This is a genomic window from Pedobacter polaris (genome assembly GCF_005116505.1).
Taxonomy (GTDB): domain Bacteria; phylum Bacteroidota; class Bacteroidia; order Sphingobacteriales; family Sphingobacteriaceae; genus Pedobacter; species Pedobacter polaris.
Genome location: NZ_SWBR01000002.1, coordinates 1,067,132 through 1,087,441 on the forward strand (window position 1 = coordinate 1,067,132; position 20,310 = coordinate 1,087,441).

General features: G+C 32.2%; 17 protein-coding genes. 5 read left to right on the plus strand and 12 right to left on the minus strand.

All coding sequences use genetic code 11. From position 1 onward, the window contains the following. Position 1: 1 nt before the first annotated feature. Positions 2-2,284: a TonB-dependent receptor gene (locus FA048_RS10635; protein WP_136840641.1), complete on the minus strand. Its 2,283-nt coding sequence runs from the start codon at positions 2,282-2,284 to the stop codon at positions 2-4. A 150-nt stretch (positions 2,285-2,434) separates the two neighbouring features. On the opposite strand from FA048_RS10635, the gene smpB reads away from it, so the two are divergent. After that, a complete protein-coding gene (gene smpB / locus FA048_RS10640) occupies positions 2,435-2,884 on the plus strand; it encodes an SsrA-binding protein SmpB (RefSeq protein WP_136841300.1) in 450 nt (149 codons plus the stop codon). A gap of 110 nt (positions 2,885-2,994) precedes the next feature. Here the strand turns inward: smpB and FA048_RS10645 are convergent, their stop codons facing one another. The 3 genes from FA048_RS10645 to FA048_RS10655 form a co-directional block, all read right to left on the minus strand. After that, positions 2,995-3,651 (minus strand): protein-L-isoaspartate(D-aspartate) O-methyltransferase, encoded by a 657-nt coding sequence (locus FA048_RS10645; RefSeq protein ID WP_136840643.1) that lies wholly within the window; start codon positions 3,649-3,651, stop codon positions 2,995-2,997. Between the two features lie 292 nt (positions 3,652-3,943). After that, entirely contained in the window at positions 3,944-6,421 is a 2,478-nt protein-coding gene (priA, locus tag FA048_RS10650) for a replication restart helicase PriA (RefSeq protein WP_136840645.1), read from the minus strand. Further along, positions 6,421-6,807 (minus strand): DUF423 domain-containing protein, encoded by a 387-nt coding sequence (locus FA048_RS10655; protein WP_136840647.1) that lies wholly within the window; start codon positions 6,805-6,807, stop codon positions 6,421-6,423. Before FA048_RS10655 ends, priA begins: the two co-directional genes overlap by 1 nt. Positions 6,808-6,896: 89 nt before the next feature. Here FA048_RS10655 and FA048_RS10660 point away from each other — a divergent pair, with 89 nt between their 5' ends. Both FA048_RS10660 and FA048_RS10665 read left to right on the plus strand, forming a co-directional pair. After that, positions 6,897-8,474 carry a hypothetical protein gene (locus FA048_RS10660; RefSeq protein WP_136840649.1) on the plus strand — a complete coding sequence of 526 codons (1,578 nt, stop codon included), beginning with the start codon at positions 6,897-6,899 and terminating at the stop codon, positions 8,472-8,474. A gap of 11 nt (positions 8,475-8,485) precedes the next feature. Next, on the plus strand, positions 8,486-9,901 hold the full coding sequence (locus tag FA048_RS10665) for a DUF5723 family protein (RefSeq protein WP_136840650.1): 1,416 nt from the start codon (positions 8,486-8,488) through the stop codon (positions 9,899-9,901). A 96-nt stretch (positions 9,902-9,997) separates the two neighbouring features. On the opposite strand, the gene tsaB is transcribed toward FA048_RS10665, so the two are convergent. The 8 genes from tsaB to FA048_RS10705 form a co-directional block, all read right to left on the minus strand. Continuing rightward, positions 9,998-10,687, minus strand: a complete 690-nt coding sequence (gene tsaB / locus FA048_RS10670; RefSeq protein ID WP_136840652.1) for a tRNA (adenosine(37)-N6)-threonylcarbamoyltransferase complex dimerization subunit type 1 TsaB — start codon at positions 10,685-10,687, stop codon at positions 9,998-10,000. A gap of 63 nt (positions 10,688-10,750) precedes the next feature. Beyond that, positions 10,751-10,981: a membrane protein insertion efficiency factor YidD gene (gene yidD / locus FA048_RS10675; protein ID WP_136840654.1), complete on the minus strand. Its 231-nt coding sequence runs from the start codon at positions 10,979-10,981 to the stop codon at positions 10,751-10,753. Then, entirely contained in the window at positions 10,968-11,363 is a 396-nt protein-coding gene (gene rnpA / locus FA048_RS10680; RefSeq protein ID WP_136840656.1) for a ribonuclease P protein component, read from the minus strand. The genes yidD and rnpA overlap by 14 nt, the downstream gene beginning before the upstream one ends. A 62-nt stretch (positions 11,364-11,425) precedes the next feature. After that, a complete protein-coding gene (rpmH, locus tag FA048_RS10685) occupies positions 11,426-11,584 on the minus strand; it encodes a 50S ribosomal protein L34 (RefSeq protein ID WP_055133745.1) in 159 nt (52 codons plus the stop codon). 152 nt (positions 11,585-11,736) lie between these two features. After that, complete coding sequence (locus tag FA048_RS10690) at positions 11,737-14,163, minus strand: TonB-dependent receptor (RefSeq protein ID WP_136840658.1); 2,427 nt, start codon at positions 14,161-14,163, stop codon at positions 11,737-11,739. Between the two features lie 35 nt (positions 14,164-14,198). Continuing rightward, positions 14,199-14,933: a LytR/AlgR family response regulator transcription factor gene (locus FA048_RS10695; protein WP_136840660.1), complete on the minus strand. Its 735-nt coding sequence runs from the start codon at positions 14,931-14,933 to the stop codon at positions 14,199-14,201. Next, a complete protein-coding gene (locus FA048_RS10700; RefSeq protein ID WP_225872530.1) occupies positions 14,911-15,972 on the minus strand; it encodes a sensor histidine kinase in 1,062 nt (353 codons plus the stop codon). The genes FA048_RS10695 and FA048_RS10700 overlap by 23 nt, the downstream gene beginning before the upstream one ends. Before the next feature lie 27 nt (positions 15,973-15,999). Continuing rightward, a complete protein-coding gene (locus FA048_RS10705) occupies positions 16,000-16,794 on the minus strand; it encodes a LiaF transmembrane domain-containing protein (protein ID WP_136840662.1) in 795 nt (264 codons plus the stop codon). 252 nt (positions 16,795-17,046) lie between these two features. Here FA048_RS10705 and FA048_RS10710 point away from each other — a divergent pair, with 252 nt between their 5' ends. Both FA048_RS10710 and FA048_RS10715 read left to right on the plus strand, forming a co-directional pair. Continuing rightward, on the plus strand, positions 17,047-19,320 hold the full coding sequence (locus tag FA048_RS10710) for a S9 family peptidase (protein ID WP_136840664.1): 2,274 nt from the start codon (positions 17,047-17,049) through the stop codon (positions 19,318-19,320). A gap of 65 nt (positions 19,321-19,385) precedes the next feature. After that, positions 19,386-20,264: a ChaN family lipoprotein gene (locus FA048_RS10715; protein ID WP_136840666.1), complete on the plus strand. Its 879-nt coding sequence runs from the start codon at positions 19,386-19,388 to the stop codon at positions 20,262-20,264. The last annotated feature ends 46 nt before the right edge of the window (positions 20,265-20,310 follow it).

Below are 20,310 nucleotides of genomic sequence, written 5' to 3' on the forward strand. Positions count from 1 at the left end.
ATTACTTAATGTTTAATCTAATTCCTAAAAACCCTCTAATACCTTGGTTTGGTGCATATACATAATTTGGGTCGAATGTTAAACCATAAGGGTTACTTGGTGTAGGAATAACTTGACCATCTGGTCTGAACTGTACGTTTTTGTCAAATGGATCATTAGCACGAGCGATAATAAATGGCGTCCCTTTATTTGGGGTGAAATTTAAAAGGTTCTTTATCCCTCCATAAATTTCGATGCCCTTTAGCCCATCATATGTCAATTGGATATTTTGTATGCTCCAAGTTGGAGAGAATGCCCTACGAGGATCTAAATCGCCTAATAAAGGTAAACGCATAGGGCTATAAATATTTCCCGTATAATCTATGCCTAAATTTAGTTTAGTAATTTTATAGGATACGGCCCAAGTACCTGAAAATTTTTCTGTTAAAATTTGGTTTTGCTTAATCCCATTCTCTACAAAACCAACATCTTGATATGTTGCACCGACAGTTAGTTTTAAGCCTGAACTAAAAGCCATATCTATATTAGCAGTTAAACCTTTACTCACTGCATAACCATTTAAATTATCATAAATAATTTGGTTTGGATTGGTATCAAAATCACCAATGATTCTATTATTGAAATAGGTATAAAATGCAGAAAGATCTAAACCTAAAAATGAACCATCTTTTAAATAAATTTTCTTAAGAAAATTTAAATTAGCATTATAAGTACGTTCAGGTTTTAATTTATTATTAATTACAATATCTCTGGCACCGGTTAGTGCAGCATGATCTTCTGTAAAAATATTAACAACTCTAAAACCAGTTCCTGCATTTAACCTGATGATATTTTTATCGTTAATACTCCACTTATAGGCTAATCTTGGTGTAAAAATATGACCATGAACGGAATTATAATCATATCGCAAACCTCCTAACAAAGCATGTGCTTTATTTAATGTAATTTCATTTTGAACAAATAAACCCGGTAAAAAGGTATTTTCTGGAGCATTTTTTTGGTTCGTTATGTCATTTGAAGCTGTTGCAGGAGTATTATCATCGTAATAAGTATAGCGGAAAGCAGCCCCAAAAAGCAAATCGTTAATGCCAATTTTTTTATCCCAAGTTAGCTGAGAAAATGCGATTTGCTGTTTAGCAATATAAGATGTACTTCCATATCTACTATCTTGATCATGATTGGTTAAAGAGAATGCTAAAAACATCTTTTCTTTAATGGGAAGTTGATAATTACCTATTAGCTCTACTCTTTTGGTATAAATACTTTCTCCATACACTTGATCTCCTCCTCTAAAAGACTTATTCCAATTCATTTCTCCTCCCCATCTATCTTCGTATAGATACCTGGCTGCGATAGAGAATAATCTATTCTCTTTGCGTGCAATATTCCATTTTTGAAATATAGAGATACGATCTTGTAAAGTTACATCCGTAAACCCATCATGGTTATGGTCTATTTTATTACCATATTTAAAATAATTTACACCTGTTAAAAAGGATACTTTATTATTAACATTAACTTTAAAGCCTAAATCTGCATTATACTCTGCATAGCCAGTAGCCATAAAATCGGCTGAAAACAATGAAGCATTTTGTACTTTCTTAGTAATGATATTTATTAATCCACCAACGGCTTCACTACCGTATAAAGAAGATGCTGGACCCTTTACAACCTCTATCCGTTCTACTAGTGCATTTGGGATCCCGGATAATCCATAAACAGTAGACAAACTACTTACTATTGGCATTCCATCTATCAAAACCATGGTATACGGTCCTTCTAAACCATTGATATGAATATCGCCTGTATTGCAGATATTGCAATTGAGTTGAGGTCTTACACCGTTTACGTTTTGTAATGCTTCAAAAATACTCGGTGTAGGGTTTTTCTTAAAGAATTTTGCTGTATAAATTTCTACCGGAACAGGGCTCTCAAGCCTATTGACTTCTTTTTGTGTTCCAGAAATAACTACTTCATTTAATCTTTCATCTAATGATTCTAGTTGGATTGGGGAAAGTATAGTATCTGACTTTAAGTCAACTTTCAAAGTAAATGTTTTAAAGCCTAACACACTTATTTTTAAATAATGTGTACCGGCCTGGAGTTCATTAAAGGTAAATTTCCCTAAACTATCAGTAAATGCTGTTCTTTTTAAAGCCGTCAGCTGAACTGTAGCTTTATTTGCAGCCCCGTCCGCAATAACGAAACCTCCTATTTTAAGTTGCTGAGCTTTAACATTATAAAATGTAAAAATAAATAAAACTAGAAGTATAATTCTTTTCATGAAGTGTAAATTAGTACAGCAAAAATATAAATTTAGATTTGTCTAAAAAAATATTTAGATATATTTATTTATTATTTCATGAATAAACTAAAATTAGGGTTGCATAAATGCGATATTGTTATTCATTTAGAAATAACGATATTTGCAATTATGTCAAAGGATATCCAAATAAAGAACAAAAGAGCCTATTTTGATTATCATATTTTAGATAGTTATGTGGCTGGTATTGCATTGCTAGGCACTGAGATTAAAGCTGTTAGACAGGGCAAAGCCAATATGACAGATGCGTTTTGTATGTTTATTGGGGATGTACTTTATGTTAGAAACTTACATATTTCTGAGTATAGCCATAGTTCTTTTCATCACCATGATATTAAAAGAGATAGGATTTTATTGCTCCATAAAAAAGAATTGAAGAAATTAAAGGTTAAAGGGGAAGAAAAGGGTTTCACTATTGTTCCTTTAAGAATATTTACAAATGAGCGTGGGTTTGCTAAAATCGAAATTGCGCTGGCACAAGGTAAAAAAGAATTTGATAAACGAGATAGTATCAAAGACAGAGAAAGCAAGCGTGAGATGGATAGAGCGATGAAGGTTTAGTTCATTGGTACTATTTGCTCATTGGTTCAATAGTTCACGAGGATTAGTTCATTACCTTAAAGCAATAGCCCAATGAACAAATGAACTATTTCAACTAGTAAACTACTCAGTTACCAGGCCTGATCGCCAACTAAAGGCACAAATCTAAAAGTATCAAGTTCTATTCTATCAAAATCATTTTCGCTAACACGAATAACAGTAATCATTTTCTGAGATTTTTCATCTCCAACTGGAATTACTAAAATTCCTCCGATTTTTAATTGCTTTAATAAAATTTCTGGTACAAATGGCGCTCCTGCTGTTACAATAATTTTGTGATAAGGAGCATGCTCTTCTATTCCTTTAGAGCCATCACCTAAAAAAAAATTAGCATTATAGCCCATTCCAGGTAACACCTTAATAGTATGTTTGTAAATATTTGGTTGGCGTTCTATAGTATATACATTTGCCCCAAGCTCCATCAAAACGCAAGTTTGATAACCAGAACCTGTTCCTATTTCTAATACTTTATCCCCTTTTTGAATGTGTAATAGTTCTGTTTGATAAGCTACTGTATATGGCTGAGAAATAGTTTGACCATCACCTATTGGAAAGGCAATGTCTTTATAAGCTTGGTTCCAGAAAGTTTCGTCAAAAAAGAAATGGCGAGGCACTTTACCAATGGCCTTTAAAACCTTTTCGTCGCTAATACCTTTATCTTTTAATAATTCAACTAGCTTTTTTCTTGCCCCTCTTTCTCTGTAGTTATCAATAAACTTGTATGCCATCTGACTTCAAAAATAGCTTTTTGGGTGTAGATAATTGAAATAAATTTAAGTTTTAAACCCAATAAAGTATAACCCACACTAAATCAACTTCAAAATATTTTGGTATTAGATTTATCATTTCATCGACTATTTATTATTCTTCACCATACAGTACTTCAAGATGTAATTATTTCTATTTTGGAAACGAAATTATTTAATCATAGCTAAGTTTAATGACAACCAAGCAAGCAGCCGTTAATGTGGCAATTATTTTAGATGAGATATTCCGTTCTTTAAGCCTAGTTGGCAGAAACTAATATGGATCTACGTCTATTTGCGTAATTACGCTTTTAAAGTCTTTTTGGGCATTAAAATCTTTGATTGTATCTTTTAAAACAGATTTTACTTTTTGTATAGCTGCACTTTTTTCTATTTTGATAATGATTTGTTTAATGTAATAATTTCTTATCCTAGCCACTAATGGTTGCTCAGGGCCAAGTATCCTATTCCCTAGTTGAGCTTTAAGTGAATTAGCTAGTGTTTGGGCCGCAACATTAAGCACATTTGCATCTTTATGTTTTACATTAATGAAGATCAATCTGGCAAATGGAGGATAATTGAACTGTTTGCGTTCTGCCATTTCATCCATATACATTTGGGCATAGTCGTTTGCTATTACTTGTTTAATGATTCTATGTGAATCATCATACGCTTGTATACATACTTTTCCTTGTTTTTCTCTTCTTCCTGCCCTGCCTGCTACTTGAGCTAACAATTGATAACTTCTCTCAAATGCCCTAAAATCTGGGTAATTCAGTAGTGTATCAGCATTAATTACACCTATAAGGCTTACATTATCAAAATCTAAACCTTTGGCTACCATTTGGGTGCCAATTAAAATCTGCGTTTTTTTATCTTGAAAATCAGAAATAATTTGCTGCATGCCATTTTTTGTACGAGTGCTATCTAAGTCTAATCTTGCAATTTTAACTTCTGGAAAAATAAGGCTTAATTCTTCTTCTATCCTTTCTGTACCAAATCCTTTTTGCTCAATATGAACCGAGCCACAAGCAGGACAAATATTTATACTATTTTGATGATAACCACAGTAATGGCAATGAAGTTTGCCACTAGTTTTATGAAAGGTTAAACTAACATCACAATTCACACATTTAGGAGCATAGCCACAAGTTGCGCAAATTAAAATAGTGGCATATCCTCTTCTGTTTTGAAATAAAATGATTTGTTCCTTATTTTCTAGCGCTGTCGACATATCATCAATCAAAACACTAGTAAAATAAGAGGTCATTTTTTTTCTTTTGGTTTCTTCTGCAATACTCACAACCTCCTGAATAGGTAATTGTACACCTCCAAAACGTTCATTTAAAACTACTAGGCCATATTTATCAGTTTCTGCATTATAAAAACTTTCTATAGAAGGAGTAGCAGAACCTAAAACTACTTTAGTTTGATGCAAGTGTGCAAGAAAAACTGCAGCATCTCTTGCCTGGTAACGTGGGGCGGGCTCATGTTGTTTGTAAGACGATTCATGTTCTTCATCAACCACAATTAATTTTAAATCTTTAAACGGTAAAAATACTGCAGAGCGAGCACCAAGTACAACTTGATACGAACCATTTAAAACTTTGTTCCAAATCTCAACACGTTCATTATCATTAAATTTAGAATGGTAAACCCCTATTTTATCTCCAAAATAACGTTTAATTCTTTCTACAATTTGAGTTGTTAATGCAATCTCTGGCAAGAGAAATAAAACTTGACCGCCAGATGCTATTGCTTTTTCTATTAACTTAATATAAAGTTGGGTTTTGCCAGATGCAGTAATCCCATGTAAAAGAACTACATCTTTATTTTCAAATTGAGTTTCTATTTCATTGAAAGCATTTTGTTGTGCTATACTCAATTTAAAATTCACTTCAAACTCATCATGAGAGTCATTTAACCGGCTAACCTGTCTTTTTTCTACAGTAAAGATATCTTTATCAATTAATGCTTTTAATGCCGCTTGTCCACTACCACCTTCTTCAAGTAGTTGATTTTTGGGAATTGAAACCTCAGTCTTTGCTAATTTTAAATAGGCTAACAATGCATCCAATTGTTTTGGTGCTTTCTCTAAAACGGTAAAAAGTTGCTTTAAATTCTCTTCCTCTTTATAAAACGGATTTAATGTTATGAATGATTTTAAAAGTGGTTTATATTTTTCAATAACCTCTTCCGCTATATAAATAGCTTCTTTTCCTATTAGTGAGTTTATAATTGGATAAACAGTTTTCTGCCCAAGTAATTCAACAACTTCATCTATACTCATGCGTTGTTGTTTATGCAAAACTTCAACAATAAGTGTTTCTTTCTCTGTTAGAATTAATTCATCAGGCAGTTCATCTTTTAATACTAAAATAGTTTCACTAGCTAATTTTAATCCTGTTGGTAATGCTGCAGACATCACATCACCTTCATTACATAAATAATATGAAGTAATCCAATCCCAAAATTGAAACTGCTTTTCTGTAATTACTGGATATTCATCTACAACGTCAATGATGTATTTAGCCTCATAAAATTCGGGAGGTTGTTGTACAATGTTTTTAACAAGTGCAGTATAAATTTTATGCTTGCCAAATTGTATAACAACTCTTTTACCAATTTCTACTTTTTCATTCAACTCAAAAGGAACGCGATAAGTATAATTGATGGCTAAAGAAAGAGGCAAAATCACTTCTACAAAAAGTGTCTCTCGTTCTTGAAAATTTAAAGAGTCAGCAAATTGCATTATTTATCCTTTAACGCAGCTAAAAATAGACACACCCAACCTAAAATAAAACACAAGCCGCCTAAGGGTGTAATTGGACCAACATATTGGGCTATTGATGAAAAATAAGCATCTTTTAGAGCCAATAAATAGAGTGAGCCTGAGAAAAAGATAATTCCTGCTGTGAAGAATAAAAAAGCAAAACCGATTAGTTTATTTTTATAACGAGCAAAGGTTGATAAATATAATAATGCAAATGTATGATAGAATTGATACTCAACCCCTTTTTGCCAAATTGCTAATGAAGATGTATCAATTAAATTTTTAAGACTGTGCGCACCAAAAGCACCTAAGACTACAGCTAAAGCACCAAAAAAAGCTGCTGTGAGGATTATTCGTTTGTTCATAGTTAATCGGCTTTATACTTTGCTAAATTAAGAAAATGCCCTTATAATCTCTGTAATACTAAAATTAAATTAAATTTGTATGATTAGCCATGAGAAGAATATATATTACACTAGCGGTTTTATTAATAGGGATGATTGGTATGGCTTATCTGTACTTTTCTAACCTAAATACAGAAACCAACCCAAACGATTTATCCTTAAATGCTGCAACAGCAAATTCAGCAATTGTTTTCAGTTTTGAAAATGATAAAAGCTTTTATGAAATTTTGAGTGGGCAAGATTTATTTCAACTTATATTGGGGGAAAATAAAGCCAAACAATTTAAATCTTTAAAAGAAAATTTAGCTCACCAGAATGAAATTAGTGCTGCATTGAGTGGTCAGAAAATTTATATAAGTTTTTTACCAGAAACAGCTGGCAAAGTTGATTTTTTGATTAGTACACAACTGAAACCTAAAACTGATCCACTAAAAATATTAAATGGATTAAATGTCAAAACCACCATAAACAAAGTTGCTAATGTTTATCAAATTACTTTTGCAGATAGCACAAATTGTTTTGTAGGTATTAAAGATATGCTAGTGCTCATTTCTAATGCACCAGCTCCAATTGAGAGTTTATTTAAAGAAAAAAATAATAATGATATCGCTTTTTCAAACTACGTAAAAGCCAATAGTAGATATAATAAAAATACATTGGCAAATCTTTATCTTAATTACAATAAAGCTCCTCAATTACTTAAAAGCATATTAAATAGCAATTTAACAGGAGAACTTAGCTTGTTTAATAAGCAAAGCACATACGCTGCATTAAGTTATAATTATAGCACAGAAAAAATACTATTTAATGGTACTACCACTATTAATGAGGCAAACAATTATTATAAACTATTCACATCTTTAGCAGAACAAAAGATAATCATCAACACCATACTTCCAGCAAAAACTGCGAATTATGCAATATACAGCATTAACGATTATACTAAATGGTATCCAAAATTAACCAATTGGTTTGCACAGAAAAAACAAAAAGACAAAATTGAAAAGGATATTGAGACTATAAATCAAAAATATAGAGTTGATTTAGGGCAAATTCTTCCAAAATATTTTAAAAACCAGTTCATTACATTTCAACTCTATACTGGAGAAAAATTTGGCGCTGTTGCACTAAATAATGGGGAAAAATTAAATCAGTTATTGTTAGATTTAAGTACAGAATATGCTTCAGATATAAGAATTTTTAAGGATCCAAATATTCCTTATTCCTTCTTTGGAGAGCCCTTTAAAAAATTTGAAAGACCATTTTATACCATTATAGATAATTACCTAATAATGGCTAATAATGCGAGCAGCATACAGGCATTTATAAACAGTTATAGTAATAATGATTTATTAATTAATAATGAAGATTATATCAATTTTAATGATCAGCTTTCTTCATCAGCTACTATCTGTTTTTATGTGAACAATAAAAATTCAAACCTTATTTTTAGCCGTAATTTGAAAATGCCTTTCTATAAGCAATATCAATCTACAAATGGCTTTAGAGATTTTGATGCATTTAGTTATCAGTTATCAGGAGATAATGATAAATTTTTAACTAATTTACTACTTTATAAAAAACAAGAAAAGGCGATTGTGCCAGATACTTTAAAAGCAAATCCTTAAGTTAACAAGCAATGAAGAAAATTTACTTTTTACTTATTGGATTTCTGTTATTGGCTAGCGAGGTAGGTGCCCAACATTATGCATTGTATAATACTAGAACATTATTTGATGCCTTTGAAAATCCAGCAATAAGAACTTTCACTTTAGATAGTTCAGGTAAATTTGCTTCTAATTTTTTCTTGCCAAACTTTAGCATCAATGCTGCAAATAAAGGTAGTGCAGAATCAATTATCAGAAGCATTACAAATGAACGTATTTATAATACTGAAACATTACCATTAGGCACTGGAGAGTTAAATAAAGTCTTTCAAAATACCAATATCTATTTACTGACTTTTAGAATTTTCAGCTCCTATAAATACAATCAAGAAGTAGGATTCGCTTGGCAGCTTCGTTCTGACGCTTATGGGGCATATACAAATGAGAGTTTGGCAATCTTTGATAATTATCAAAGATTTAGTGAGCAAACACCATACAATGATGTTTTTAACAACAGTGCTTATCAACAATCTTACCATCAATTTAGTGTGAGTGTGAGGGAAAATTGGGACAAAAGATTAGCATTTGGTTTAAAACTTAGTTTATTAAGTGGAATAGCTTATAATTCACTACAAATTAACAACTCATACTTTTACTCTGACATACCAAACGAAAGGTTAGATATTGGTTTAAATGGGATTTACAAAGGAAGTTTTATAGCAAGTAATGAACTAGAAAGAAAAAATTTGATTCCTACTTTTAAAAACCCTGGATTATCCATGACTATAGGAACTACATACGCTTCTAAAAGTGGATATTTTTTAATGGGTAATATAAAAGACTTAGGGTTTATTAGATGGAATAAAGACTCGCATGTTGCTAAACTCAATGCCCTAGAAAGCATATACAATCTCTCTACTAAAAGCACAGAAGAAATCAATAATCAAATTACAGATTTAGTTTATGATGCTGACGAGCAAAAATCTTTCGTAACCACTACCAACGCAAAAGCAGATTTTCTAATTTCTAGAACTTTTGGCTTTTACAAACCTAGTTTTATTGTTTCTAAAAACTTATTTCATTCTGGAGGGGATCTGGCCCTTGTTAATACATTTAAAGTTGATAAATTTTCTGCTAGTTTAACACCAGTTTACAACTTTAATAATTTTATTATGATTGGAGTACAAGGTATGTATCGAACTCCAAATTTCGAATTCTTTTTGGGAAGTGACAATATTGGCAAATCCATCTCACTTGCAAAAGGCATTAAACAAAGTGATGCTACTATTGGAACTGGTTATAATGCTGGTTCTGTATACATGGGTTTGGGCATTAAATTTGGCAGAACTGTTAACCACCCTATGAATTTAAGTACTATGCCAGGTGTAAATGGTGAGAAACCCTATAAAGGTTTTTTTAGAAGCTTATTTACTTTCTTCAAAAAATAAAACTAAATAGTTTATTAAGTTTATGCCAAAGCCAAGTATATCATTTCTGTTCTAGGCTGGACTGCTTTTATTGATAAAGGAGGTTCTAATCAAAAATTAAAGCAATTTGCGCTTAGGGGTTGTAAAGACAAAATCTTTTAAATAAAAAGGTTCGAAATAAGCAACATCTTCAAAATCTTTTTGTTGAAAAGCTCTGTAAGCCAATGCACTCATATAAGCAGCAGAATTGTAATTACCCTCAGAAAAATGTGCATTATAGTGTGTTAAAACAGGTGCACATTTTGCTGATCCATCACCAATAAATGTTATAGAATGCTCTTCTAGTTCAAGTATAAAGCTTTTTTCATCAACTATCTTGGCATTAACTGCTTCTATTTCTTGCAGTTTATTATCATAAACAGAAGTAAAAACTTCCATTCTTCTTGCATCTATCATTGGACAAATTAATCCCCCATAATTTGGGTGTTTAATTAAAAATCCATTTGCCATCATTTGTAAAGTATTAATACCAATCAAAGGCTTATCTAATGCAAAACATAAACCTTTTGCCGTAGAAACGCCAATACGTAAGCCAGTATAAGATCCAGGACCTTTACTCACAGCTACAGCATCTAAATCTGCATATTTCAATTTTGCAGTTTTCATCACATCCTCAATAAATAAGGTTGAGCGAGCAGCATGAATATTTTGAGCTGTTTCTTCTTTGAGTGCAATCGTTTCTCCGTTCAGAGAAATAGCTACGGAACAAACTTGGGTAGCGGTTTCAATTTGTAAAATAGTTGCCATTTTGTAAATATAGCTAAAAGGTAGAAAGACTAAGTGAAGAGTTACCCTTTAGGGGATTTAGGGTTAAGGAACTGGATCATGGCCATGTTTACCCCAGGGATGACAACTGGCAATACGTTTTAGAGTTAGCCAACCACCATAAAAAGGACCATGCTTTTTAATCGCTTCTACACCATATTGTGAACATGTAGGGGTAAACCTGCAACTTGCACCTAATAATGGGGATAATAACAACTGATAAAGCCTAATAATGCCCAAAAAAAGCCACGAAAACAAAAGTTTAATTATTTTCATTTGTAGTAATTTGATTGGCTAATTTTTTAAGAGCTAGAGTCAGCTTTTTTTCAAAAAAAGAATAATCATATTTCTCTTTACCTACATATTGCAAAGACAGTAGCAATAATTCATCACGGTTAACCAATGATGAATAAAGTAGTTCTCCTTTTTGTAAACGATAAACTTCACGTGTTCTACGCTTAATAAGGTTACGATCTACAGCATGTTTGTATCGTTTTTTTGCAACATTAATAACAACCTGAGTAGGATATTGATGAGGCTCGACTACAAAAAAATAAGTAATTCGAAATGGGTATAATAAAAAAGAAGAACCGTTTTTGAATAGCAAGTCTAATGACTTTTTACTACACAACCGTTCTTCTTTATTAAATTTGTTCATGTTTTTTGATTGCAATTTTGCAGGTAGACTGCTTACACCCAAAAACAGGTGGCAATCAAAAATTATGCTTTATGACGACGCTCGTCAGAAACTGATAATCTTTTTCTTCCTTTTGCACGGCGAGAAGCTAATACTCTTCTACCGTTTGCTGTAGCCATTCTTTCGCGGAAGCCATGTTTGTTTCTTCTCTTTCTTTGCGAAGGTTGGAATGTTCTTTTCATAACTGTATAATATCTTAACTAGAGTTTTTAAATAAGAGGTGCAAATATAACGCGATTTTATTATAAATGCAAGAGGCAAATAGTTTTATTTTTTATTTATTATGAAAGTCGGTACAGTCCTAAAAACTACTTCTATAAAAATATTTCAAATTTTATTTAACTGTGTAATTAAATATACTTCTACCTACCTTTCCATCAGCGTTGATACCTTCTACAACAACTTTGTAAGTACCTAGCCCATCAGCATTAAAATAATTTAATGTTTTTTTATTGTCTTTATCAATGATCACATTCGGGTTCCAATAAATGGTTGAGCGTAAATCTGGTTTAGGATTATTAATAGCAGGAAGGTATTTAGGTGAATAAAACTCTTTCACTACATCATATCCTTTTGGCATAAATGTGATGATTCCAGGAGCATATTGGTTAACCGCTCTTGCTTTCCCTTGTTTTGCTGTCACAATAATTACTCCACCAAAACCACCACTTAAACCATAGATAGAAGTTAAAGCTGCACTTCTGAGTACTTCTACAGTCTGTATATCATCAACATTCATTTCTCGTATAAAATCTGGAGTTACAAATGTTCCATTTAATACAAATTGTACAGGTGCCGGACCCTCACTAGAAATACCCCCCATATTTCTAGTGAAATAAATAGAATCATTCATTTCTACAATACCGTTTATATAATTTTTTAAGTAGTCAAAAAGACTAAAACTAGCGCTTAGCATTTCAGCACTAATCACTTTATCAGCATTTCCTGGACCATTTAAATTGGTTGAATTTTCTATTCCAGGCACTTTTTTAACACCCTTAATTTCTACTTGCTTTAGTTGTAGTTCCTTATTATTGTTATAACTATAAAATAACTGCTGATACTGATTTTTACTATTAAGCACATAATTATCCATTTCATAATCAATTTTATGCTTAAGAAGCTCACCACTTTTAAAGGAAGGCAACTTATTCTCATTTAGTTTTATTTTCACATTTTTTTTTTCACTTGCATTTCGAGCTTGCAGGCCAAATGTTGTACTATCGGTAAAACCAATCCCATCAAATGAAAAAATACCATTACTATTAGTAATTGTATCTGTGGTAAATGACGCCCCTTTACCAGAAAAGAGCAAAACCTTTCCATTAACGATAGGTAAACCCGAATTCGTAGTTACACTACCAGAAATATCTATTCCCTTTTCAACTTTGTAAGCTAAAGGTAAGCTAGTATTGCTCATTACGTCTGACCACTTAAACCTTCTCCAGCCTTGCGTTAACATTAGGTAATCAAGATTTTTTGATGCTTCTGTATTAGTGTGATTAAAATAATAGTTTGGTTTTTCTACGTAACCTTTTAAATCAGATGTTAGTAATAAGTTAGATAAAATACTTACTTCATCATCTTCCTTATATGGAACCTTTGTTTCGTCAGTTACTGAAACAGAATAGCTCCCCATTGCCACTACTTCATTTACTCCTAGTATGTTAATTTTTAAGTCAATACGCTCTCTTTTATTATATTCCTTTTTATCTGCTATAATGCTAATTTTTAAATTATCATTGTTATCATTAAAAACCAGTCTCTCTACAAGTGGTTGATTGGATGAATTAAATAAGGTGATTTGAGTTACACCTGTAGGTAACAAATTTTTTGCAATAGTTGTTTGTATAATTTGTTTTGCCGTAAATTTAGAGGCATAATATACTTCACCACCACTTTGAGCGACTAGTATCAGTTCCTTATTATCAATAAACTGTGGTGAAACCGAAATCCGAACAGAGAATTTAGTACTATCTGCAGTATTTATTAACATTACAAAACCTTGGTCTTTAGCTTGTGGTAAAACTGTTTCTTTTTTCAGACCATTAAACTCATAAACAGCAGTATAGACCTCCCCCATGCTTGGTGCCAGGGCAAACACACCCATGCCAAATTGATTGCTTTCGAATTCTATAATTTTTTCATTTGACTTATTAATGATATAGCCTTTTACTTTCTTACCAAGTCCGTTCTCATCTATACATTTAAAAGCTACCTTTGATCTAATACCCATTACCAAATCACCACTTTCTGGGAATATTGAAAACTGAATATTTGAAGGTTTCTTTACATTGGTTATTGTATTTTGTTCAAATGGATTTTCAATTATAATTGGTTTTTTAAAGTATAATTCTTGATCGAAATTTCGCATCCAATTCGTAAAGGCATAAACAACAAAGTTGCCTTTTTTTAAACCTATTGGTATTGCAACATGTCCATTACCCAATCCAGCATTAAGCTGTATTTTTTGCTGAAATAGTACAGAATCTTTATCGTTTACTACAGTAACATTAAGTGTTTTACTAATATTACTAGGCATATTTAATTTAGCGTTAACTACATATGCTTTAAACCAAATTGTATCACCTGCTGCATAATAAGGCTTATCGAAATGCAAATGAACCTTTTCTTGAGGTCTGTCTGCACTAAATTTCTGCAATGATTCTACAATTTTAACGGTTTGGTCCTGCGCAGACACGAAGGTTTGTATTGCTAAGAAAAATACAAAAAAAGATATAAGAATCGGTTTAATTTTCATTGCGTAAATTTTATTCAATTTAGCAATAAAATTAACTATAAACCTAGTGCTAACTTTAATTTTACATATCCTGTTTTACTTACCGGCAACCAAATATTAGATTTTAACAGTACTACATAACTGTCTTTTTCTTTTAATTCTATTTTGGTAACCTGAGCAAGGTTAATGATATAAGAACGGTGAATGCGAATAAATTGAGCAGGGTCTAATGTTTGCTCAAAGAAACTCATGGTTTTATTTTTATGGAAGTTACCTTCTGTTGTATTCAGTTTTACATAGTCATCATCAGCTTCTATATAATTTAATTCACTTACAGCAATTATTTTTATTACCCCCGCAGTTTTAACAACAATACGATTATTTTGTGCAGGAGATAAAGATGCTGTTTCTAATAACTCATTACTCGTTTCTCCTTTTGCCAATTTTGATGGGAGTTTTTGCATGGCTTGATCAAAACGATTTTTTTCAATTGGTTTAAGCAAATAATCAACGGCATTAACCTCAAAGGCCTTTATCGCATATTCATCAAAAGCAGTAGTAAAAATAACGGCAGGACGGTTTTCTACAAGCTCTAGCATTTCGAAACCACTAATTTTTGGCATTTGAATATCTAAAAATATAAAATCTGGTTTATGCTGGGTAATTGCTTTTAATCCTTCAAAACCATCCGTACATTCGGCTACAATCTCAATTTCTGGGTATGATTGTAAATAATGCTTAACCACATCCCTTGCTAATGCTTCATCATCAATTAGTATTGTTCTTATCATCTTTTTGAGGTATTTTAAGCTTAGTAATATATAGATTATCGTTTTGTGTTTCTGTGTGCAACAGTGTATTGTCTGCAAACAAAAGATATAATCTTCTTCTTATTGATGAAAGACCAAAACCTGTTCCTTTGCTAGCTGTCATTTTTGGATCGTAAGGGTTGGCAACGCAAATAACTAATGTATTTTGCTCTAACTTAACACGTATAGTTATGGTAATAGCAGTTGATGTATTATATAGACCAAATTTAATGGCATTTTCTACAATTGGCTGTAGCAGGGTACCAGGCAAGCATAATTCTAAGGTATTTTCATCTATCTTAACATCAATATTTAACCTATGGCTAAAACGCACTTTTTCAATATCTAAATATAATTGAATATATTCCATTTCTTCTGCCACATTAACCCAAACCTCATCATCGCGCTTTAAAGTACCACGTAGAAAAGCAGCCAGTTTAGTAATCATTGTACCAGCTTCTGTTGGATTGACAATGGTTAGTGCATAAACCGAATTTAAACTATTAAACAGAAAATGAGGTTGTAGTTGATGCCTTAATTTATTTAACTCTGCTTCTTTAGCTAAATTTTGTGTAGCTAATAGTCTGCCTTGGGTTGCAGATTGCTCTTCTAACCTGTACCATAAAATATTTGCTATTGCACACCATGATAAACATAAGAATGCCAGTATAACTCTAAAGGGCAATGAAAAATTTAAAAATATTTCGTAAGATTTTTGCTTAATAAACAAATAATTTAACCCGTACTTAGCAAAATAAACAACCACTAAAGTGAGTACTGCTGTTAATAACAAAATAAAGAGCATTCGCTCATTTTTAGGCTGGTAATAACCCAACATATTGCTCAGCACTATACAGCCAATGGCCAATAGACCATTACTAATAATGCTATCGGCCAAGGCTATTTGCCAAGTAAAATCTAGTATATAATAAACAATTGCAGCACAAGCAGCCATCCAACAAATTAGGATCACACTGGAGACAATTTTTATTTGATTAATTGATAATGGAGTTGTAGTCACAACATTTGGTTTAGTTCGAAAATCTAATTAAAAGTTTCTAATATCTACCCCACCAAATAACGCTATACCTTTTATTATTAATAATTTATTTTGACTTTCAGTGGCTGGCTGTATGCTTCTCTTATCATCTAAACCACCAAATATTGCAGTAACCTCAGATTTTACATTCCATCCTGGTGGAACTATAATTTTAGCACCCCCAAAAATCGCTGTGATATCAATTACAACCTGACCTTCGAAATCTGCTTGCGTTAAATTCACATCACAACCACCAAACACTGCTGTAATTTCTCCTCCTTTAAAATTCTTTGAGTAAACAATTTGATGACTTCCTCCAAATACATTTACAGAATCTAAATAATCTAGGTTACTCGTTTTTTTTTCTGGGTCAGGATAAAGATTAGGATCCGTTTCAGGATTTGCCATGAAGGGGTCGTTTTCAGCAAATTTCGCCCTCCATTTACCACCTTTTTCTTTACATTTATGACTAAACTTACTCTTAGGTTTAAAAATTAAAAATAAACCCAAGGCAATAATTAACACTGGCCAACCTACTTTATCAAAATCATAAGTTTTATCAAAAGCTTCTTTTAATGTAAAAAAGGTACCTATGATGATTAAAATAATTCCACTTCCATTTTTAAAATTATGCTTGATACCAATAAATAGACCAATTACAATTAGAATATTACTCCAATGGAATATCCAATTAGGTAAATTTAAGCCTACATTGTCTAGCAATAAAAGGGAACCTACTACTACTATAATTAAACCTGCCCAAACCTTGCCAGACTGATTATCGATTTTATTATTTTCTTCCATTTGTTATGTTACTATTTAAGTCAAATGTATAGCGAACTTTTAGGTTAGCCAACAATGCTTAGCTGTTCGAGTGTTAATTATCGGTAAAAAGCATTAATTAATCGGTAAAATATTCTATTTTTTTTCACCTACCAAAATACATCAAAATATAATTGCCAAAACTGCTTAATTTAAGGTTATTAATGGTTAATTTTTGAGATATATCAATTACTATTTAATTGTATTCTTGATTACTCAAAAACCAAATCAATTATGATTAAAATTAACTCTTTTAAACTACTTATCTCCTTCTTTATATTTTCTATTTACTTGAAGGCAAATGCGCAAGGAACGATACAAGATTACCAGCGTGCAGAATTGTTTAACGGATTTATACAAAACAAAATATACAATTCTCCAACTGCAATAAAGTGGTTACCAAATAAGAGACAATATTTCTATAGTATTTTAACCGCGAAAGGAACAGAGTTTATAATAGTGGACGTTAAAAACTTAAGTAAAAAACCTGCATTTGATCAAGAACAGTTAGCTATGGCACTTGGCAATATAGGTAACTCTAAGCCTGAGGCTTATAAACTTCCGATTACAAATGTAAGCATGAATGATAGCGCTACTGCATTACTATTTAACTATGATAAAAAACAATGGACATACAATTTAGCAACTTTTAAATGCGAAGAAGTTAAAAGACTAGAAGATCTAGGGCAAGAAGGGTACTGGGGCGATAGAACAAGTAATCAAACTGATAGAAAAACGAAATCTCCTGATGGAAAATGGAATGGATACATTAAAAACCATAATGTTTACATTAAAGCTGTAGAAGGAAGTAGCAATGAAATTCAATTGAGCTTTGATGGCTCTGAAGGAGAATATTATAGTGGTTTTTTATATTGGTCTCCCGATTCAAAAAAACTGGTTACAAATAAAATCCGTCCAAACAAGCCACATTTAATTTATCTGATAGAATCATCACCAACTACACAACTTCAGCCTATATTACAATCAAGAAATTATTTAAAACCAGGTGATGCACTACCACAAATGCAACCTTCTCTGTTCTTGATAGATTCTAAAAAACAAATTATAGTAGATCAAAGTAAAATTCAATCTCAATACGCATTAAACAATTTTAATTGGAGAAAAGACAGCAGGGCATTTACTTTCGAATACAATAAGCGGGGGCATCAAAAATATAGCATAGTTGAAATTAATACTGCAGGGATTGTTAAAGAACTTGTTGCTGAGGAAAGTAAAACATTTATTAGCTATAGTGGAAAATTGTTTAGACGCGATTTAGCTGATGGTGAAGAAATTATTTGGACATCAGAACGAGATGGGTGGAACCATTTATATTTATATGATGGCAATGGAAAAGTAAAAAATCAGATTACAAAAGGCAATTGGGTTGTACGTAATGTAATTGATATTAATGAAGAAGACAGAACCATCCTTTTCGAGGCAAGTGGTATGGAGAAAGGACAAGACCCCTATTTTATCCAATATTATAGAGTCAGCTTTAATGGTAGTGGGCTAGTTAAATTAACCACAGAAAATGGAAACCATAAAGCCTATTTTTCTAATGATAAAAGCACATTCATTGATACTTATTCTACCATTGAAAAACCTCAGGTTACGGTATTAAAAGATGGGAAAACAGGTAGGTTATTAAAAGAATTAGAAAGTGGAAATATTGATGCTTTATTAAATACGGGATGGAAATTACCTGAAATATTTTCTGCAAAAGGTAGAGATGGCGAAACAGATATATGGGGAATGATTATCCGTCCAAGTAATTTTGACCCTAATAAGAAGTACCCTGTTATTGAGTATATTTATGCTGGTCCACATGACTCATTTGTACCAAAGAGCTTTGGTAACGATTCGAGAGGTTCTTTGCACGAATTAGCTGAACTTGGTTTTATAATAGTGCAAATTGATGGAATGGGCACATCGAATAGATCAAAAGCATTTCATGATGTAGCTTGGAAAAACATCAAAGACGGTGGTTTTCCGGATCGAATTGCATGGATAAAAGAAGCTGCCAAGAAATATAATTATATGGATATTACCAAAGTAGGCATTTTTGGCAACTCAGCAGGTGGGCAAAGTTCATTAGGCGCATTATTGTTCCACCCAGATTTCTATAAAGTCGCAGTTTCTTCATCAGGATGCCATGATAACAGGATGGATAAAATGTGGTGGAATGAACAATGGATGGGCTATCCTATTGGCCCTGAGTATGCGGCATCATCTAATGTAGATAACGCCTACAGGTTACAAGGAAAGCTGCTTCTTATTTTAGGAGAACTAGACGATAATGTAGACCCTTCGTCTACCATGCAGGTGATAAATCAATTGATAAAAGCGAATAAAAATTTCGATTTTCTAATGGTGCCAGGTATGAAACATTCTTTAGGAGGAGATTATGGCGAACATAAAAGAAGAGATTTTTTTGTGAAGCACTTATTAGGTATTGATCCTCCAGAATGGACTTGGAAAACAAATATAACAGTACCTAAGCCATAGTTTATTTCATTGGGTAATTCATTTTTAATACATTCGTACAAATCATTTTATTAAAAATAAAAACAATGATAATAAGAAAATCAATCATTCTGATTTGCCTTTTAATTCCGATAATTGGGAAGGCTCAGGATGTAAGCAAACATTATAAAATTTACGATGTAAAGAAGCAAAAGACGGTTAGTATGGATGACATAGTTACCGATTTTGCAAATGCGAATGTGTTATTTTTTGGTGAAGAACATAATGATTCCATAGGGCATTATTTAGAAGCTGCACTATTTAAAAAAATTGCAGCTACCTACCCTGGAAAAGCAGCTTTAACCATGGAAATGTTCCATACAGATGTACAACCCATTATTGATGAGTATTTAAATTCGAATATCAGTGAGAAAAACTTCATCAAAGAAAGTAGGGCTTGGAACAACTATAAAGATTATAGACCAATGATTGAAGAAGCTAAACTGAACAAGCTAGCGGTTATTGGCGGAAACGGAGCAGCCCGCTACAGCAATGCAGTAACTAGAGGAGGAATAGCGGTCTTAAATGAGTTTCCGGCAAGTTCAAAGCAATTTATTGCCCCCTTACCTATTGACACAGCAATTGGCAGATATCATGATAAATTTATAGAAACTTTAGGCGGACACAGCATGGGCGGCATGAAAGTTTACCAAACCCAAAATTTTTGGGATGCAACCATGGCATGGTCAATAGCTAAATATGCTAAAGCGAATAAAGACAAAAAGATTTTTCAAGTAAATGGACGTTTTCATAGTGATGAAAAGTTAGGTACCGTAGCCAAACTTAAAAAATATGCTCCTAAGCTTAAGGTATTAAACATCTCGTCTTTTTCTGCTGAGGACTTTAGTAACCCAGATTGGAATAAGTATAAAAATTTAGGAGATTATATTATTGTAACTGATCCTACTTTAAAAAGAACATTCTAAGCATAAAAGCCGCAGAATTATATCCTGCGGCTTTTATGTATTATAA

Coding starts and splice junctions, on each gene's coding strand:
- FA048_RS10635 (WP_136840641.1), bottom strand. CDS start 2,284: ATGAAAAGAATTATACTTCTAGTTTTATTTATTTTTACATTTTATAAT.
- smpB (WP_136841300.1), top strand. CDS start 2,435: ATGTCAAAGGATATCCAAATAAAGAACAAAAGAGCCTATTTTGATTAT.
- FA048_RS10645 (WP_136840643.1), bottom strand. CDS start 3,651: ATGGCATACAAGTTTATTGATAACTACAGAGAAAGAGGGGCAAGAAAA.
- priA (WP_136840645.1), bottom strand. CDS start 6,421: ATGCAATTTGCTGACTCTTTAAATTTTCAAGAACGAGAGACACTTTTT.
- FA048_RS10655 (WP_136840647.1), bottom strand. CDS start 6,807: ATGAACAAACGAATAATCCTCACAGCAGCTTTTTTTGGTGCTTTAGCT.
- FA048_RS10660 (WP_136840649.1), top strand. CDS start 6,897: ATGAGAAGAATATATATTACACTAGCGGTTTTATTAATAGGGATGATT.
- FA048_RS10665 (WP_136840650.1), top strand. CDS start 8,486: ATGAAGAAAATTTACTTTTTACTTATTGGATTTCTGTTATTGGCTAGC.
- tsaB (WP_136840652.1), bottom strand. CDS start 10,687: ATGGCAACTATTTTACAAATTGAAACCGCTACCCAAGTTTGTTCCGTA.
- yidD (WP_136840654.1), bottom strand. CDS start 10,981: ATGAAAATAATTAAACTTTTGTTTTCGTGGCTTTTTTTGGGCATTATT.
- rnpA (WP_136840656.1), bottom strand. CDS start 11,363: ATGAACAAATTTAATAAAGAAGAACGGTTGTGTAGTAAAAAGTCATTA.
- rpmH (WP_055133745.1), bottom strand. CDS start 11,584: ATGAAAAGAACATTCCAACCTTCGCAAAGAAAGAGAAGAAACAAACAT.
- FA048_RS10690 (WP_136840658.1), bottom strand. CDS start 14,163: ATGAAAATTAAACCGATTCTTATATCTTTTTTTGTATTTTTCTTAGCA.
- FA048_RS10695 (WP_136840660.1), bottom strand. CDS start 14,933: ATGATAAGAACAATACTAATTGATGATGAAGCATTAGCAAGGGATGTG.
- FA048_RS10705 (WP_136840662.1), bottom strand. CDS start 16,794: ATGGAAGAAAATAATAAAATCGATAATCAGTCTGGCAAGGTTTGGGCA.
- FA048_RS10710 (WP_136840664.1), top strand. CDS start 17,047: ATGATTAAAATTAACTCTTTTAAACTACTTATCTCCTTCTTTATATTT.
- FA048_RS10715 (WP_136840666.1), top strand. CDS start 19,386: ATGATAATAAGAAAATCAATCATTCTGATTTGCCTTTTAATTCCGATA.